Source organism: Peristeroidobacter soli, assembly GCF_004138485.1.
Taxonomy (GTDB): domain Bacteria; phylum Pseudomonadota; class Gammaproteobacteria; order Steroidobacterales; family Steroidobacteraceae; genus Steroidobacter; species Steroidobacter soli.
The window spans coordinates 381,289-395,919 of the sequence record NZ_RYEV01000007.1 but is presented as its reverse complement, the minus strand read 5'-3'; the positions used below and the strand labels follow the sequence as shown (position 1 = coordinate 395,919).

Below are 14,631 nucleotides of genomic sequence, written 5' to 3'. Positions count from 1 at the left end.
GCGCATGCGACGAGCATGCTGCAGGAGGCGGTATGTGCCTGGGTTGTTTAGACGAAGATGAGCCACCGGCGACGCGAAGGGAGTTCCTCGCGACGGCTCTGCAACTGACCGCCGCGTCGGCTCTCGGCGCGACGACGGTGGTCGAAGCCGCCACTCAAGTGTGGGACATCGAGGCTAGTGGTCTCACGGTTGAGAATGGCGCAACGCTGCTGCCCGCGTACCAGGCCATTCCCATGGGCGCGAGCAATCAGACGACGGTCGTGATCATTCACGATCGACCGGGCATTCCCAAAGACCTGCAGGAGTTGGCGCGCGACGTTGCCCGAACCGGCTACGTCGCATTGGTGATCGATTGCGCCCAGCGGGGCACAGCCAAGATTTCCACTCATCCAGATGCCTTGCTGAGCGAGGCCTTCACACTCGACGTCGAAGGCGACGTGCGTGCCGGGATCGTGACGTTGAACGGCAGCGGGCCGAATGCCAATCCTGTCGTGATTCTGGGATTCGGAGCGGCGGGCTACACCGCGTTACGCATGGCGCTGAACGATCCGCTCGGCGTGGTTGGCGTGATCACCCTGTCCACACCCATCGAAACGACCGAAAAATCCAAAACCGATCCGCGCCCGGACCTGATTACGTTGCTTGCTCGCTTGAATGTGCCCGTTCAGTTTCATGCCGGGACCGCGGATCCGGCGATCGATCGCGAGCAGCTGAACTGGCTGGGGCGGTTCGTGGCGGTCGATCCGGACCGGCGAGAACTCTATTTATATGGGGGGGCCGGCCCGGGCTTCTACCTGCCCTCGTCGACCGGCTTCGACAAGGGCTATCAAGTGCTGGCGCGGAAGCGCTGGCAAGAGTTCCTTGCCAGACGCTTCAGCTAGACCCGTTACGGTTGCTTGACCACCACGCCGTGCTTCATCACGAACACGGGCTGTTCGGTCGCCTCGATGTTGTTCAGCACGTTGCCTTTGACGGCGACGATGTCGGCGATCTTGCCCGCTTCGAGCGTACCGACTTGATCGGCGATGCCGAGCAGCTTGGCCGATTCACGCGTGCCCGAAACCAGCGCCGCGGCCGGCTGCATGCCGATGTCCGTCAGCAGCTTGAACTCCTTGGCGTTCATGCCGTGAGGTGACACGCCGGAGTCGGTGCCGAACGCAATCGGCACGCCGATCTTCAACGCCGAGCGGAACATACGTTCGTGCTCGTGAAGCGTCGCGCGCGCCTTGGCGGCAATCGCCGGCGGGAATTTGTCGGCCACTTGGTTCACCCACCACACCGCCAACCGCGTCGGCACCAGGTAAGTCCCCTTCGCCTTCATCAGCTTCAGTGTCTCGTCGCTGAGGAAGCTGCCGTGCTCGATGGAATCCACACCGGCTTCGACGGCCTGACGGGCCGCGAGATCGCCGTGCGAGTGCGCGGCCACTTTGCGCTTCCAGGCGTGCGCTTCCGACATGATCGCGTTCAACTCATCGGGCGTCAGCTGCGGCACGTCCACCGGATCGGCTTCCGAGAGCACGCCACCGGACGAGCAAATCTTGATCACGTCGGCGCCCCACTTCAGCTGGTAACGCACGGCCGCGCGGCACTCGTCGGCGCCATTGCATACACCGTCTTGCACGCCGAGCGGCGCGATACGGTCGGGCGGGAACGGGCCCTGATCGCAGTGACCGCCGGTGGAGCCCACCGAATGAACCGCTGTGAGAATAGTCGGGCCCGGAGTCAGGCCGGCGTTGACGGCATTACGCAAACCCACGTCGACGAACTCACCCGCGCCCACGTTGCGGACGGTGGTGAAGCCGGCTTCGATCGTGCGCTTTGCATACACCGCGGCGAAGAAAGACTGCTCCGCGGGGAAGCGATACATGTCCGCGTGGAAGCCTTTGTAGAAATCATTGTGGCCTTCCATGGTGATGTGCGTGTGGGCATCGATGAAGCCCGGCATCAGCGTTGCGTCGCCGAGATCGATCACTTTCGCATTGGCCGGCACGGCTTGTGAGCCGAGCGCCTTGATCTTGTCGCCTTCCACGAGCACGGCGCCGCCGTTCGTGAGATTGCCCGACTTGCTGTCGAACAGATAAGCCGCCTTCAACACGATGGGCTGAGGCGTTTCGGCGGCTTGCGCCGAGCCGACCACGACCGCCAATCCCAACGCCAACTTCACTGCTAACCGCATCGCGTCCTCCCGTTTTTGCTGGTGCGGCACCATACCCCTTCACGTTTCAAAGGAAAACAGGACGCCAATTTCTCGATGAACGCGCAAGTATTTGGCGTTTTTTGCCAGCCTCGCGCCATTACTGTGTCGTCTCCGAACCCAAGGAGACCGCTATGGATAGCAAACAGATGATTTCGCTGGCGCACTCGCGCAGTGCACAGCGCGGCCAGGGAATGAGCGAGTACATCATCATCACCGCGCTGGTGGCGGTGGCTGGCATCGGACTGTTCGCCGCCTTCGGCGACGTCCTTCAAAACCAGCTGGCAGGCATGAGCCGTGAGATGGCGGGCCAATCGGCCACGCAAGACATCACCGATGCCCAGGCCTCCGCGACCACGGCCCAAAACCGGGCCGCTCAAGCGGACAGCCTCTCGACTTACAACCAGCAGACCAATGCTGCTCAGTAAGCGTCCTCGCGGACAGATCGCGCCGGTCGCGCTGTTCGGTGTCTTGATCAGCAGCGCCGTGCTGACGGTGATGTTCAACACCGGGCAGAAGATCACGGAGCGATCGCAGGTCGCTAACGCCGCGGATGCCGCGGCGTATAGCGGTGCGGTCTGGACCGCACGCCATCTCAACTTCATTGCCTATACGAACCGAGCCATGATCGCCAATCACCTCGCCGTCGGGCATTTCGTTTCCTATGTGAGCTGGGTTCGTTACATCAATGACTCGATCGAGGCCATCGATCGCGTGACCCAGTGGATCCCATACGTCGGTCAATACGTGGATCTGGTCGAGCAGATCTCGGCTCAAGTACGTGACGCGACCGAGCAGGCCGCCGACATCAGCATTCCCGCTATGGAAGCCTGGAACACGAATATCCGCGCCGCTCAGGCGGAGGCACAGGCGTCGCTCGCTTTCCGCAACGTGCAGAGTCTGATGGATCAAACAGGGCGGACGTACGACCCGCACATTCGCATCAACGATGGCGACGCGCTCTCGCGCATGCCGGAGGAACTGCAGGCGCTGCTCGAAACGCAGCTGATGACGCAATCGGCGGCCGTGCCCACATTCATCCAACGCTACACCACGAGTCGCGACAGCCACTCCATGCAACAGCTGGTGAATGCCAGTCTGCGCGGCAATTCCGATCTGCGACGTTGGATTGCAGGCGAACGAGGCTGGCGAGAGAACTTATTCGCGGTACAGCTGCGCAAACGTGGAGCGACGCCGGTCGGTGTCGCTGACTGGCGCGCGGAAGATCAGCTGCAATTTCGCACGCGTGGCGTGTTCGGGTGGCACCGCTGGCAACGAATCGGCGATAGAGTCAGCAGCGCCAGCGCGCGTGAATTCGATTCGGACTATTCCGGTGTGCCGGCGTACTACAACGTGTCTGGCTCGCCCCGGGATGCGTCGCTTCGGATTGCGGCGATTGCCACCAAATCTCAAGCGAACGTTGCCACGGCGCAGTTGCTTGGCATGACCGCGACGGGTCATCCATTGGCAGTCGCCGCCATTGCCAGCGTGGAATTCCGTCGGCCGCGCGGTTCGGCATTCGTATCGCTCGGCGAGCGCAGGCACGAGTACGCCAATCTATTCAACCCGTTCTGGGAAGCGAAGCTCGCGCCCGTCACCTGGAGTTTCTGATCATGCGTGCCACGAATTGCGGTAACGCCATGGTCGAGACTGTCGTCGCCGTCGCGGTGCTTACGCCCTTCCTCGGTGGCATCGCGGTGCTCGGAAAACAGCTGGATTTGAAGCACAAAAGCTTCGATGCGCTCCGCTACTCGGTGTGGGAGCGAACTGTGTGGAGCGGGAATGCGAAGACGGATACGGCTGTCCGGATCGAAGCGCTCGATCGTGCGTTCGGCGATCCGAGCACGGGCGTGATCGCCATCGACTCGCTGCGTGCGGACGGCGTCTCGCAGAATTCATTCTGGCGACACTATCGGCAGTCATTGCTGACGACGCCGATGTCATTCCAGTCCGCTGACGGTGCATCGCCTGTCGACGCGGGCTACTTGCTCATGCCCGGATTGGCGCACGGAACGGGACCGGTCGCCGCGATGGCGGCGGCATTGAGGATGGACGACCTCCAGTTGAATCCTCGCTCCTTCGCCAGCTCGACCATCGAAGCCAATGTCCGGCCGCTGCTCGCCCATTCCGATGTGCCGCTCATTCAACGAGCCACCGGGGCCTTGTTGAGCGACACCTGGTCACCGCGCGACGAAAGCGAGTTCGGTCGCAGAGTGGATCGCATCACTGCCAACGAGCTGATCGAAGGTCTGGAGCTGCCAGGCCGAGTCATCGCGCTTCAGGCGCTGGGCAAAGGCGGGCCGCTGTATGGCGAGGGCCAGTTCGGTTGGGATCCGCAACTGCGGCCGAGTTCCAACGCTCTGCCCTCCGCCTATGTCGTCGAGCAGGAAGGAGAGTGAGTCATGCCCATTCAAATACTCCGAATCGGCGCAGTGCTACTCGTTTTGTTGGTTTTGCCGGCAAACGCCGAGCGCCTGGCTCGTACAACGGCGCATCTCCCCGATCTCGCCGCTCCACCCAATGGCAGCGCGCAGTGGATTGCTCGCAGCATGCGGATGAACGGTCTGCCGATGACGCTCAAGGCGTTCGAGTCGCGGTTGTCGCCGGATGCCGTGCTCAATCACTACGAATCTCAGCTGAAATCGCTGGGCAGCCACGACGTGCGGCGCTCGATGAACTCGCCGTGGCGCGTGCTGATGTTCAAGTCTCACGACCATTTTGTCACCGTCCATGCTCGTCCGGTGGCGGCGGGAAGCGAGGGGACAATCCTGGTGAGCCCTGCGCTCGGACCTGACGCGCTCAGGCTGCACACCGAATTCCCCCGGCCGCCGGGTGCTCGCATCGTCAATCTGCAGCAGTACGACGACGCGGGAATTCAGTCGGAGCACATCAGCCTGTCGAGCGACCGGACGCCGTTTGCCGAAGCGCAGGCGTTCTCGCAGCTGTTGATCACGAGCGGTTGGAACATCATCGACACCCGTCCGACGCAGCAAGTTCATCGCGGCTTTGTGCTTGAAGCGCAGCGTCAATCGGAGCAGGCACTGCTCGTCATCCTTCCCGACGCCGCCCGCCCCGCGAACACCGCCGTCGTCATCACCTGGAAGAAATCATGAGCCGCCGCCGCCAAAGCGGCTGGGGCACCGCCGAATACCTCGCGATTCTCGCGGGCTTGATGGTGGTGTGGCGAGGTGCGCAGGCCGCGTTGGCGCTGCTCGTAGAGCACCACGATGAATTCTCCTGGGCATTGATGATTCCGTTCTAACCGTCCACTCGCTCAAGGAACGAGCAATGAAAGGTCTCTGGATCACCACACTCATGCTGGGCGGCGCACTCGCAGCCGGCGGCGGCTCGGCGTACTTCGTCAAACGTTACATCCACGGTGAAGTACAAACCGAGCGCGAGCAGCTGCAAAAGCAGTACCGGCTCGTGGACGCCGTGGTCGCGAAAGTGGACCTCGCATCGGGCTCGGTGCTCTCGAGCCAAACCGTCGCGGTTCGCGAAGTGCCAAACACATTCCTGCATGCCGATGCGGTGAGGTCCGAGCATTGGAGAGAGATCGCCGGGCGCGTGCTATCGCGCCCCGTGCGCAGTGGTGAGACCATTCTCAATTCTCATCTCGCTCAAGGCGCCGGCGCCGGTTTCTCGGCGCAGCTGCCCGAGGGAATGCGGGCGCTCACATTCCCCGTCGACGAGGAAGCGTCGATTGCAGGAATGCTGGCGCCGGGCGATCGCATCGATTTGCTCTTCACGACTGCCGCCGCAAACGACAGCGTTACCGTGCCGCTGCTGTTCTCCGTGCCGGTCATTGCCACTGGCATACGAACGCAAGCCAACGAACATTCGTTGCCAGATCGATTGCAATCAGGGCCGTTTCGCACGATCACAGTCGCCGTCGATCCCGCGGACGCAGCCAAGATCACACTCGCTCAGGAGGCGGGAAGAATCACGGTCGCGCTCCGGCAAACGAATGATCAAACGATTCCGCGCATCGCCCGAGTTACCAAAACCAGTTTGCTGAAAGGCGATGCGCCGATCGCACCCTCACGGCCGCGGCTGCGTGTGCAAGTGATTCTGGGCGGGGTGGAATCATGAGCATCAGTGCCTGGTTGATGAGCGCGCTGACGCTCGCCACTCCGACACCCGAGGCACTTCAACAAGCGCCGGTGTCTGTGCTGTCAGTGCCGGTCGGTCAAAGCCTGTTGATCCGCTCGCCTGGCGCGAAGCGCGTGTCGGCCGGCGATGGCGCGACGATCGATATCAAAGTGCTCGATGACACGCAGGAAATCCTCGTGCTCGGGCGCAAGGCCGGCACCACAGACTTGCGCATCTGGTCCCGCGATGGGTCGAGCATCGCGTATCTCGTGCAAGTGCTCGGCATCGTCGATCCGATCGTCGCGTCCGCGCCGACGCTTCAGGCCGAGACTACGATTCTGATCAAGGCGAAGCTCATCGAAGTTCGGAAATCGGCACTGCGCGATATCGGCGTGGACTGGGCTGATGTCGCCGCTGGCCCCGTGCTCAGCACCGACGACGGCGTGAATATCACTTCATCTCTCGATTCCGTGATTCATCTATTGATGAGTCGCGGGGATGCGCGATTGCTCGCCGAGCCGACATTGACCTGCATCAGCGGCGGCCAGGCGGACTTCGTGGTCGGCGGTGAAGTGCCGATTCCGGTTCAGAACCAGGACGGCGCACTCAACGTCGTGTTCAAGCAGTTCGGCATCCTGCTCAATGTCGAACCTCGCGCCAACGATGCCGGGCTGATTCGGACCAAGGTCGGCGTCGAAGTCAGCAGCGTCGACAAAGCCAACTCCGTGTTGGGCATTCCTGGCTTCGCGACTCGCAAGACCAACACGGAAATGAACGTGCATTCCGGCGAGCCCATGGTCGTCGCCGGTCTGTTCAGCGCCGACGATGCGAAAACCGTCGCGAAGGTGCCGGGACTCGGTGCGCTGCCTGTCATTGGCGAGCTTTTCAAGTCACGACAGTTTCGTCGCGGCGAGACCGAACTCGTCGTGCTCGTTACGCCGGAGATCATCGGCACCGATTCAACTGTGGTGAACGAAGGCGTGCAGCGCTTCGATCGTCTCAGACGCGAATCGGATCAAGCGCTCAAACCGCGGTTGAAAGACTAGCGCTCACTCACGACTCGCCAGGAAGCCCAGCGTCACATGGATGTGACTCGAACAAGCCGCGGCCGTCGGCAACGTGGAGCTGCCATCGTCGAAGCGACGATTGCGCTGCCGCTGTTGCTGGTCGTCCTGCTGGCGGTGATCCAGTTCGGCTTTGTCTATCAGGCGAAGGCGACGCTGAATCATGCGGCTCTGCAAACGGCACGCGCGGGTGCCGTCGCCAATGCGACGCCTGCTGCCCTTCGGCACGGTCTCGCTCGGGGACTGGCGCCGCTCACTTCGCCGGATGCTTCGTTACAAGGCGTCGCCGCATTCGTCGCGCGACTCGAAGGTGAGCTGCTCACCGATGCGCGCATTCGCATCCTCAATCCGACGCGCGAAGCGTTCGATGACTTCGCGGTTGAAATCGATGGCGTTCGTGAGCTGCCGAATGATCGCCTGCACGCTCGCGATACGCGGCTGGGTGCGAGCGGCGGACTCAACATCCAAGACGCGAATCTGCTGCGCGTCGAGGTTACGTATGGATACGAGCTGAAGGTTCCGCTGGTCAACGGCTTCCTCTCGCGCCTGCTTCGTCTGACGCGAGATGGCGATGCGTTTCATCAGCAGTTGCTGCGTCGGAATCGGTTGCCGGTTACCTCGACCGCAACCGTGCGCATGCAGAGCCCGCTGCGCTTCAGCGAGCTGCTGGTTTCGAGATCGGATCTTCCGAGCGTTGCTCGAGTCGCTGTTGGCGATGGTGAGCCGGGTGGTGGTGGAAGTCATGGCGATGACGGCGATGCGTCGGGGGAGACGCGGAGTTCGCCTGGATCTGGCAGTTCGCTGGGCGATGGATTCTTTGGGTTCGGTGAAGGCGAGGCGCCGCCGCCGTCCGATGCTTCTTCCGACGACTCATCTGAAGGCGCCGAGTCCAGCGGCAATTCTGCCCCTGGCATCGATGCGCCACTCTGCACTCCGGCCGACACGGATGTTCCGACGTCGGCGGAAGATCAAAGCGCGCTCGGTCGAGTCTGGGACGAACTGCGTGGTCTCGCCGCCGACGCTTACGAATTTGTTCGTGGTTTCTGGGAAGGACTGCGCGGTCAGATCGGCGACCTCGTCGCTGCGATCACTGATCCGATCGAGACGGCGCGCGGCATCTATGAGCTGGCGATGTCCTTCCTGGAGGACCCCGTCGGCACCGCGCAGACCATCGGCGCCGCGCTCGGTCACGACCTCAGCCAGCTCATCGAATGCGATTCGTTCGATCGCGGCCGCGTGCTGGGCAGCTACGTCAGCCCGGCTTTCATGCTCAAGCTGGCGGCCAAGCTCGCCCGTTTCGGTCGCGCCGGCCTTCGTGCCGCCGCTGATGCCACCAAACACGAGCTCGGTTGCGCGAGCTTTGCGGCTGACACGCCGGTTTGGATTGGGGATCGCAGTGTTCCTATTCAATCGCTCGCGCCGGGCGAGTGGGTTGATGCGCGTAGCGATCGCGATTATCTCGATCGTTCGCAGCTCGTTACTCGTGTCCTCTCGCGCCGGGCGGACGCTTATCGGGTTGTTGAGACAGAGGCGTCGCGGTTTGCGGTTACGGAGGAGCACCCGTTGTGGGTGCAGGGCCGCGGCTGGACCGCCGTTCGCGACGTCGAGATCGGCGCGCCGATCGCCACTGTCGGTGGCGACACGCTCGTACTTTCGAACCGCCGCGTCGATTCGGCGCTGCAGGTTTTCAATCTCACTGTCGCCAACGATTCGAGCTATTTCGTCGGCGACGAACGCGTCTGGGCCCACAACGCCACCTGCACCCTCCGCGTCCGCTACCCCGTCCCCCGCAGCCCCAGCAACTTCACCCTCGGCGCCACCGACGGCGGCCCCGGCGCGTGGTCTTCCATTACCCGCCCCGATACCGATGCCTACCGCTATCAGGAACTCATCACCGGCGCGCCACGCGGCGTTGAGTACAATGTGAACGGCGTGAATTTTGATGGATACGATGCGAACCGCGATGTGTTGTTGGATGCGAAACATTGGACACAGGAGTGTCCGCTTGGGGATAAGTGTCGGTATGAGCCGCTGAAGCAGGCGATGACGGATAAGTTGGTCGAAGAAGCTGAGCGTCAGATTGCTGCTGTGAGAACAGCAGGAACATCCATCGAATGGCGCGTAGTGGACGAGGAAATGGCACTGCGTATCAGCGGGATATTGGATAGAGGGATCAGCCGTCGCGTCGACAGAGACAGGATCATTGTGATCTACACTCCTATGACCGACATACAGGGATGACGAGTGAAGAAAGCTAACAGTATTGTTTCCATTTGGTCCTCGAGCGGTGCCTGGTCAAGGACCACCTTCGGTGTGTATCAGCAGAAGAGTCTCAATGCTCTTGCGACGCTTGCAGAATTGGATACGTCCTTTCAGAAGCTGACGGTAGTTACTCAGGAGGCACTACCGCCGTCGCTCGACGAGCATCCATTAGCAGAACTTATTCGCAGGTACGCGTTTGACCAGAGCCGTGCAGGCGACTATCTGAATTTATCACCTGAGGAAGGGCTGAGCAGCGAATCGCTTAGCCGCAGCGGATTTGCCGTCTCGTATTGCGCGTACAAGGATGGCCGCTCAGTTCTGCCGTCGAACAGTGGCGGTGTTTATTTGCGGCTGCGGGGAGGCTCCACTTCAAACGAGCCCGATGCAGGGGCTGTAATAGAGTTGCCCGCCGATGATTCTCGAACCTCAGTTCGCTTTCGCCAGCTGTTGGGAGCGCTCATCCAAACTTGGGAATGCAGGGTCGGCGGGGTGGCACTTTACGACTACGAGCGTGCAGTGAAGGGCCAGGGCCGAAATTCTTACGCCGGCCAATGGCTCTTCTACCTCCCCTTCCCGCACCTTGCAAAATGCCTCCCTCCCGACATCCACCACGAACCCTTCGCCAACGGCATCCTCATTGAAACAACCCCTCACATGCCCGACGCCAACAACCCGGCCGACGTAGAGGCCGGCAAACGCGTGCGAGATGTGCTGGATGAATTCGGTTTAGTGAACGACGCCACGTACGCAATCGAAGGCTGGCCGCCGGATCGGGAAGAAACAATCTACGAGCAGTACATCACCGGCGCCCCGGCGAATCGCAAGTACACCGTTCATTGCATCAACTTCGACGGCTACGACCCCGACCGCAAAGTCCTGCTCTACGCCAAACTCTTCCGGCGCCTCAAGAGACACCCCAAGGAATGGGGCCTGCGTAACTGGGACGGCCCAGTGATAAACGAAGCGAAGCGGCAGGTGAGAGCCGCGGCGAAAGCCGGCGGCGTGCCGATTGAATGGCACATCGGATTGGAAGAGCCGGCACACCAAGTACGCCAGCTCCTCGTCGATTACACCGACATTACCGAAGACAAGCTCCGCGTAATCCACACCCCGCTGGAAGACGCCCTAAGCCAAACCTGACGAAACGAAAGTCACACGGCAAGGAACGCCAATGACCCCCACCCGCAAAGGACTGCAACACCCATGAGCGCCTACCTGCTCGGCAATCTCATCGGCCGCTTCGTACTCTCGTACGCCCTCATCTGGCTGGTCATGTTTCTAATGTTGTCCCGCCTGAAATGGCGGGACGCATTCCGACGAACCAATCACTGGACCGGCCTGGTCGCAACCACGACCACTTTCCTCATCGGCCTGATAGCCGCCCAAACAAACGGGGCCGGCCCGTGAGGCGCGCGGCGCTGCTCATCGCGGCACTGTGCGCAATCAGCTCGAAGGAAGTCACCGCGGAAACCAGGGTCGGTCGTCCAATGATCATTCATCGCTTGTCTGAAATGAACCTCGAAATCTGGACCGAGCAAGATCCAGAGTGGCAAACCAGTCTGAGGAAAAGCGTGAGCGCGCTGACCTTCACCGCGGAAACACCCGCGCTGGTCTATCCGCCGGCCCAGATGAGCTGGACGATCGCGCCACGGCTGAAGTTCGAGCCGGCCGAGCTCGAGGACGCTGCACGCGGTGTGATGTATCAAATGGCACTTCACTACCGCACGCTACCGCCACAGGAACTCACTCCGGCACAGTACGGTGAACTGTCGGGATACGAGGCGACCTTTCAGGCCGAGCCGCACCACATTCCCATCGATGTACGCGTCTTCTTTGGCCACCGCGAGGGCATGCCAATGGTGGTCATGCAGGCCGTGACATTGAAAGGGAAGTTGGCGCACGTCGCCGAGCACGTGCGCCGCTCATGGACCCATCTCCGCTATCTCGATTGAGCGCACGATGACGACACCGCACGCCGAACTCTCAGCAGCACTCAAGGAACAGCTGCAGCCACTGGTCCTGCGCGAGCTGGATCTATTCCGGCGCACGGCGCTGAACCTGCTCGTCGATACCGACCTGCGTGCCGAAGCGAAGCAGGCGATCGAGACCATCCTCGCATCCGGCGCGGTACGGCTGCCCGCGAGCATCGATGTCAGCAGCTTCGTGCAGGAGATGACAGCGGAAATCATGGGTTACGGCCCGATCGAGCCGTACTTGCACGACGACTCCATCAGCGAAGTCATGGTGAACGGTCCCAATCAAATCTACGTGGAGCGGGACGGCCTGCTCTCCGCCGTTCCCGCGCGCTTCATCAGTGCCGAATCCTTGATGCGCGTGATCGAGCGTATCGTGGCGCCGCTGGGGCGGCGTATCGATGAAGGCGTGCCCATGGTCGACGGACGATTGCCGGACGGCTCACGAGTGAACGCGATCATTCCGCCGCTGTCGTTGATCGGGCCGATCCTGACCATCCGTCGCTTCGCGGGACAGCGCTATTCCATGGTCAAGCTGGTGGATATCGGCGCGCTGACTGCATCGATGGCCGAGTTCCTGAAAATCTGCGTGCAGTACCGGAAGAACATCATCGTTTCCGGCGGCACCGGTACCGGCAAGACGACGTTTCTCAACGCGCTGTCCGAATACATTGCCGGCAACGAGCGCATCGTGACCATCGAAGATGCCGCCGAGCTGCGACTGGCGCAGCCACACGTCATCTCACTCGAAGCCAGGCCGGCAAACGTCGAAGGCCGCGGCGAAGTCACGATTCGGGATCTGGTGCGGAATGCATTACGCATGCGACCCGATCGGATCATCGTCGGCGAGTGCCGCGGTGGAGAGGCGCTCGACATGCTTCAGGCCATGAATACCGGCCACGATGGCTCGCTGACGACCGGACATGCGAACTCGCCGCGAGACTTGCTGTCGCGCCTCGAAGTGATGGTGTTGATGGCAGGCATGCAGCTGCCGGTGCGCGCGATCCGGGAACAGATTGCGTCGGCGGTCGACATCATCGTGCAGCTCTCCCGATTCAGCGATGGTCGCCGGCGGGTCACGGCCATCGTTGCAGTCGAGGGACTGGAAGGCGATGTGATTCTCACGCAGCCGTTGTTCAACTTCCGCCAGAAAGGCATCGGGGCGCGAGGCGCCGTTATCGGAAGTTATCAAGGCTGCGGGCAGCCGCCGGCGTTCTATGAAGCGCTGGACGAAGCGGGTGTGCGGTTGGACCGAAGCATCTTCGCCGATGCTCGATCGGAGCAATGAAGCATGGAACGCACACTGCTCGCACCCATCGTCTGCACAGGCGTCGCCGCGATCCTGGTGGCGACGCTGCTATTCAGAGCTGTGCTCAGTTACCGCCGCTCCTTTATCGCCGGTATTGGCGCCAGCCTGAAACAAAGCTTTGTGCTGACAAATCCACGTTCACTGTTCGCGATCAGCGCAGTCATGACGGTGGCCGCAGGCTCACTCGCCTACGTTTCAACGGGACCCACCGGTTTGGTCGCCGCCACGATCGCGAGTCTCGTCGGCCCGTGGCTGCTCGCGAGGCGCATCGTCACTCAACGGCGCAAACGCTTTGTTCATCAACTTCCAGATGCACTTCTCGCCCTCAGTTCGGCCTTGCGTGCCGGCTGCACTCTTGCACGTGGGCTGGAGCTGATGGCCGTACGCCAGCCGGCGCCGCTGAGCCAGGAATTCAGCATCGTGCTGGCCGAGCAGAGCGTCGGCCGGCCATTGGCGGAATCGCTCGATGATCTGCGCCGACGCGTCGGTGCGCCCGAGCTGGATCTCATGAACACGGCAATGAATGTTTCCCGTCGTGTGGGCGGCAACCTCGCCGATACGCTCGAATCCCTGGCGAGGACCTTGCAAGAGAAAGCACACATGGAAGGCAAGATCGACGCCTTGACCTCGATGGGTCGAGCGCAAGGATGGGTGGTCGGGCTGTTGCCCGTCTTCATTGGCTTCGTTCTATATCAGCAGCAGCCGGCGCGCATGAGCCTGCTATTCACGCAGTGGTATGGCTGGGTCGTGCTGTCGATTATCGCGGTGATGATGACGATCGCGGCCTGGATGATCCGCAAGATCGTGCGCATCGACGTGTAGAGGCACACCCATGTACGTCGCAATGATGCTCGCCGGCTTGAGCTGCTGCCTGGTGATGCTACTGCCCGTAGCGCTGCGCACTGGAAAGGAGCCATCGGCAATTCGCGATGACGCCTGGCGCGATCAGCTGCCCTGGTTCCTGAGAGTCCTTCGTCCCGCCATGCGTTGGTACAGCGAGGCGGTCGACGCGTCACTGACAACCCAGCGACGTGAAGTGCTGCAAACTCAGCTCGACGCGGCGGGTGCCGCGTACCTGATCAATCCAGCCGAATTCCTGATCATTCGCCGCGTCGTCGGCGTAGTCGGCGCGACCGCAGCGGTCATCGCTATAACCGCCTTCAACCTGCGAGACCCGCTGCACATCACCATCGCAGTTGCTCTCGTTCCGCTGTCATTCCTCTACCCCGATCTGCGACTCCGCGAAGTCACAAAGCAACGCCAGGCGCGATTCGAAAAGGAGTTCCCCTTCTTCCTCGACGTGCTGGTACTCGCGATGAAAGCGGGCCTGAACTTCATTGCCGCCCTGGAGCAGGCCGTCAACTCACTCCGTGAAGGACCGGTGAAGCAGGAGTTCTCGCGCTACCTGCGTGAATCTCGCGCCGGCCTTTCACGCCGGGCGGCGTTAGACCGGCTGGCCGCACGAGTCATGCTCCCGGCGGTCACGAACTTCGCCGCCGCCGTGTCCCAGGCCGAGCAGACCGGCGGCTCACTCGGCGACGTGCTCGCGGATCAAGCGCGTCAGCGTCGACAGGAACGATTCCTGCGCGCCGAGAAGCTGGCGAACCAGGCGCCGGTGAAGATGTTGTTCCCGCTGATCGCGCTGCTGTTTCCCACCACCTTCATCATCATCGGCTTTCCGATCGTGATTCAGCTGCTGGAGGCGGGGGCGCTCAGCTTGTTTTGATCGAGGAGTGC

Annotated in this window: 17 protein-coding genes and 1 pseudogene; 16 read left to right on the top strand and 2 right to left on the bottom strand. The window is 61.8% G+C overall.

The genetic code is table 11. The features are described from left to right. Positions 1-32: 32 nt before the first annotated feature. Positions 33-881 (top strand): dienelactone hydrolase family protein, encoded by an 849-nt coding sequence (locus EKO19_RS31065; RefSeq protein WP_129781298.1) that lies wholly within the window; start codon positions 33-35, stop codon positions 879-881. Between the two features lie 5 nt (positions 882-886). On the opposite strand, the gene EKO19_RS31060 is transcribed toward EKO19_RS31065, so the two are convergent. Beyond that, positions 887-2,176 carry a metal-dependent hydrolase family protein gene (locus tag EKO19_RS31060; protein WP_129781297.1) on the bottom strand — a complete coding sequence of 430 codons (1,290 nt, stop codon included), beginning with the start codon at positions 2,174-2,176 and terminating at the stop codon, positions 887-889. A 152-nt stretch (positions 2,177-2,328) separates the two neighbouring features. On the opposite strand from EKO19_RS31060, the gene EKO19_RS31055 reads away from it, so the two are divergent. The 8 genes and pseudogenes from EKO19_RS31055 to EKO19_RS40060 form a co-directional block, all read left to right on the top strand. Next, positions 2,329-2,622: a Flp family type IVb pilin gene (locus EKO19_RS31055; RefSeq protein ID WP_217705725.1), complete on the top strand. Its 294-nt coding sequence runs from the start codon at positions 2,329-2,331 to the stop codon at positions 2,620-2,622. After that, positions 2,609-3,805: a pilus assembly protein TadG-related protein gene (locus EKO19_RS31050; protein WP_157995519.1), complete on the top strand. Its 1,197-nt coding sequence runs from the start codon at positions 2,609-2,611 to the stop codon at positions 3,803-3,805. Before EKO19_RS31055 ends, EKO19_RS31050 begins: the two co-directional genes overlap by 14 nt. A gap of 2 nt (positions 3,806-3,807) precedes the next feature. Beyond that, entirely contained in the window at positions 3,808-4,593 is a 786-nt protein-coding gene (locus EKO19_RS31045; protein ID WP_129781295.1) for a hypothetical protein, read from the top strand. Between the two features lie 3 nt (positions 4,594-4,596). Then, positions 4,597-5,307 (top strand): hypothetical protein, encoded by a 711-nt coding sequence (locus tag EKO19_RS31040; protein ID WP_129781294.1) that lies wholly within the window; start codon positions 4,597-4,599, stop codon positions 5,305-5,307. Beyond that, positions 5,304-5,456: a hypothetical protein gene (locus tag EKO19_RS38480; protein ID WP_157995518.1), complete on the top strand. Its 153-nt coding sequence runs from the start codon at positions 5,304-5,306 to the stop codon at positions 5,454-5,456. Before EKO19_RS31040 ends, EKO19_RS38480 begins: the two co-directional genes overlap by 4 nt. A 26-nt stretch (positions 5,457-5,482) precedes the next feature. Further along, positions 5,483-6,286, top strand: coding sequence for a Flp pilus assembly protein CpaB (gene cpaB, locus EKO19_RS31035; protein WP_129781293.1), 804 nt, complete (start codon positions 5,483-5,485; stop codon positions 6,284-6,286). Continuing rightward, positions 6,283-7,332 carry a type II and III secretion system protein family protein gene (locus EKO19_RS31030; protein WP_129781292.1) on the top strand — a complete coding sequence of 350 codons (1,050 nt, stop codon included), beginning with the start codon at positions 6,283-6,285 and terminating at the stop codon, positions 7,330-7,332. The genes cpaB and EKO19_RS31030 overlap by 4 nt, the downstream gene beginning before the upstream one ends. 36 nt (positions 7,333-7,368) lie before the next feature. Continuing rightward, positions 7,369-7,476: pseudogene (locus EKO19_RS40060) on the top strand (TadE/TadG family type IV pilus assembly protein); the annotation flags it as partial. A 147-nt stretch (positions 7,477-7,623) separates the two neighbouring features. Here the strand turns inward: EKO19_RS40060 and EKO19_RS39340 are convergent. Then, positions 7,624-7,932: a hypothetical protein gene (locus tag EKO19_RS39340; protein WP_246039000.1), complete on the bottom strand. Its 309-nt coding sequence runs from the start codon at positions 7,930-7,932 to the stop codon at positions 7,624-7,626. A 54-nt stretch (positions 7,933-7,986) separates the two neighbouring features. Here EKO19_RS39340 and EKO19_RS31025 point away from each other — a divergent pair, with 54 nt between their 5' ends. The 7 genes from EKO19_RS31025 to EKO19_RS30995 all read left to right on the top strand — a co-directional run bounded on the left by EKO19_RS31025 (position 7,987) and on the right by EKO19_RS30995 (position 14,620). Then, complete coding sequence (locus EKO19_RS31025; protein ID WP_246038999.1) at positions 7,987-9,591, top strand: Tox-REase-5 domain-containing protein; 1,605 nt, start codon at positions 7,987-7,989, stop codon at positions 9,589-9,591. Positions 9,592-9,594: 3 nt separating this feature from the next. Beyond that, positions 9,595-10,752: a Tox-REase-5 domain-containing protein gene (locus EKO19_RS31020; RefSeq protein WP_129781290.1), complete on the top strand. Its 1,158-nt coding sequence runs from the start codon at positions 9,595-9,597 to the stop codon at positions 10,750-10,752. A 63-nt stretch (positions 10,753-10,815) separates the two neighbouring features. Further along, positions 10,816-11,019 (top strand): hypothetical protein, encoded by a 204-nt coding sequence (locus tag EKO19_RS31015; RefSeq protein ID WP_129781289.1) that lies wholly within the window; start codon positions 10,816-10,818, stop codon positions 11,017-11,019. Next, the gene (locus EKO19_RS31010; RefSeq protein WP_129781288.1) at positions 11,016-11,564 is read left to right on the top strand and encodes a hypothetical protein; all 549 of its coding nucleotides are present in this window, start codon (positions 11,016-11,018) and stop codon (positions 11,562-11,564) included. Before EKO19_RS31015 ends, EKO19_RS31010 begins: the two co-directional genes overlap by 4 nt. 7 nt (positions 11,565-11,571) lie before the next feature. After that, a complete protein-coding gene (locus tag EKO19_RS31005) occupies positions 11,572-12,873 on the top strand; it encodes a CpaF family protein (RefSeq protein ID WP_129781287.1) in 1,302 nt (433 codons plus the stop codon). Between the two features lie 3 nt (positions 12,874-12,876). Continuing rightward, positions 12,877-13,716 carry a type II secretion system F family protein gene (locus tag EKO19_RS31000; protein WP_129781286.1) on the top strand — a complete coding sequence of 280 codons (840 nt, stop codon included), beginning with the start codon at positions 12,877-12,879 and terminating at the stop codon, positions 13,714-13,716. A 10-nt stretch (positions 13,717-13,726) separates the two neighbouring features. Continuing rightward, on the top strand, positions 13,727-14,620 hold the full coding sequence (locus tag EKO19_RS30995) for a type II secretion system F family protein (RefSeq protein ID WP_129781285.1): 894 nt from the start codon (positions 13,727-13,729) through the stop codon (positions 14,618-14,620). Positions 14,621-14,631: the final 11 nt, after the last annotated feature.

Bases quoted from the DNA above. Each gene is read 5' to 3' on its own strand.
- EKO19_RS31025 (WP_246038999.1), top strand. From the start codon at position 7,987: ATGCAGAGCCCGCTGCGCTTCAGCGAGCTGCTGGTTTCGAGATCGGAT.
- EKO19_RS31050 (WP_157995519.1), top strand. From the start codon at position 2,609: ATGCTGCTCAGTAAGCGTCCTCGCGGACAGATCGCGCCGGTCGCGCTG.
- EKO19_RS39340 (WP_246039000.1), bottom strand. From the start codon at position 7,932: ATGAAACGCATCGCCATCTCGCGTCAGACGAAGCAGGCGCGAGAGGAA.
- EKO19_RS31015 (WP_129781289.1), top strand. From the start codon at position 10,816: ATGAGCGCCTACCTGCTCGGCAATCTCATCGGCCGCTTCGTACTCTCG.
- cpaB (WP_129781293.1), top strand. From the start codon at position 5,483: ATGAAAGGTCTCTGGATCACCACACTCATGCTGGGCGGCGCACTCGCA.
- EKO19_RS31055 (WP_217705725.1), top strand. From the start codon at position 2,329: ATGGATAGCAAACAGATGATTTCGCTGGCGCACTCGCGCAGTGCACAG.
- EKO19_RS31030 (WP_129781292.1), top strand. From the start codon at position 6,283: ATGAGCATCAGTGCCTGGTTGATGAGCGCGCTGACGCTCGCCACTCCG.
- EKO19_RS31065 (WP_129781298.1), top strand. From the start codon at position 33: ATGTGCCTGGGTTGTTTAGACGAAGATGAGCCACCGGCGACGCGAAGG.
- EKO19_RS31060 (WP_129781297.1), bottom strand. From the start codon at position 2,176: ATGCGGTTAGCAGTGAAGTTGGCGTTGGGATTGGCGGTCGTGGTCGGC.
- EKO19_RS38480 (WP_157995518.1), top strand. From the start codon at position 5,304: ATGAGCCGCCGCCGCCAAAGCGGCTGGGGCACCGCCGAATACCTCGCG.
- EKO19_RS31000 (WP_129781286.1), top strand. From the start codon at position 12,877: ATGGAACGCACACTGCTCGCACCCATCGTCTGCACAGGCGTCGCCGCG.
- EKO19_RS31045 (WP_129781295.1), top strand. From the start codon at position 3,808: ATGCGTGCCACGAATTGCGGTAACGCCATGGTCGAGACTGTCGTCGCC.
- EKO19_RS31005 (WP_129781287.1), top strand. From the start codon at position 11,572: ATGACGACACCGCACGCCGAACTCTCAGCAGCACTCAAGGAACAGCTG.
- EKO19_RS30995 (WP_129781285.1), top strand. From the start codon at position 13,727: ATGTACGTCGCAATGATGCTCGCCGGCTTGAGCTGCTGCCTGGTGATG.
- EKO19_RS31040 (WP_129781294.1), top strand. From the start codon at position 4,597: ATGCCCATTCAAATACTCCGAATCGGCGCAGTGCTACTCGTTTTGTTG.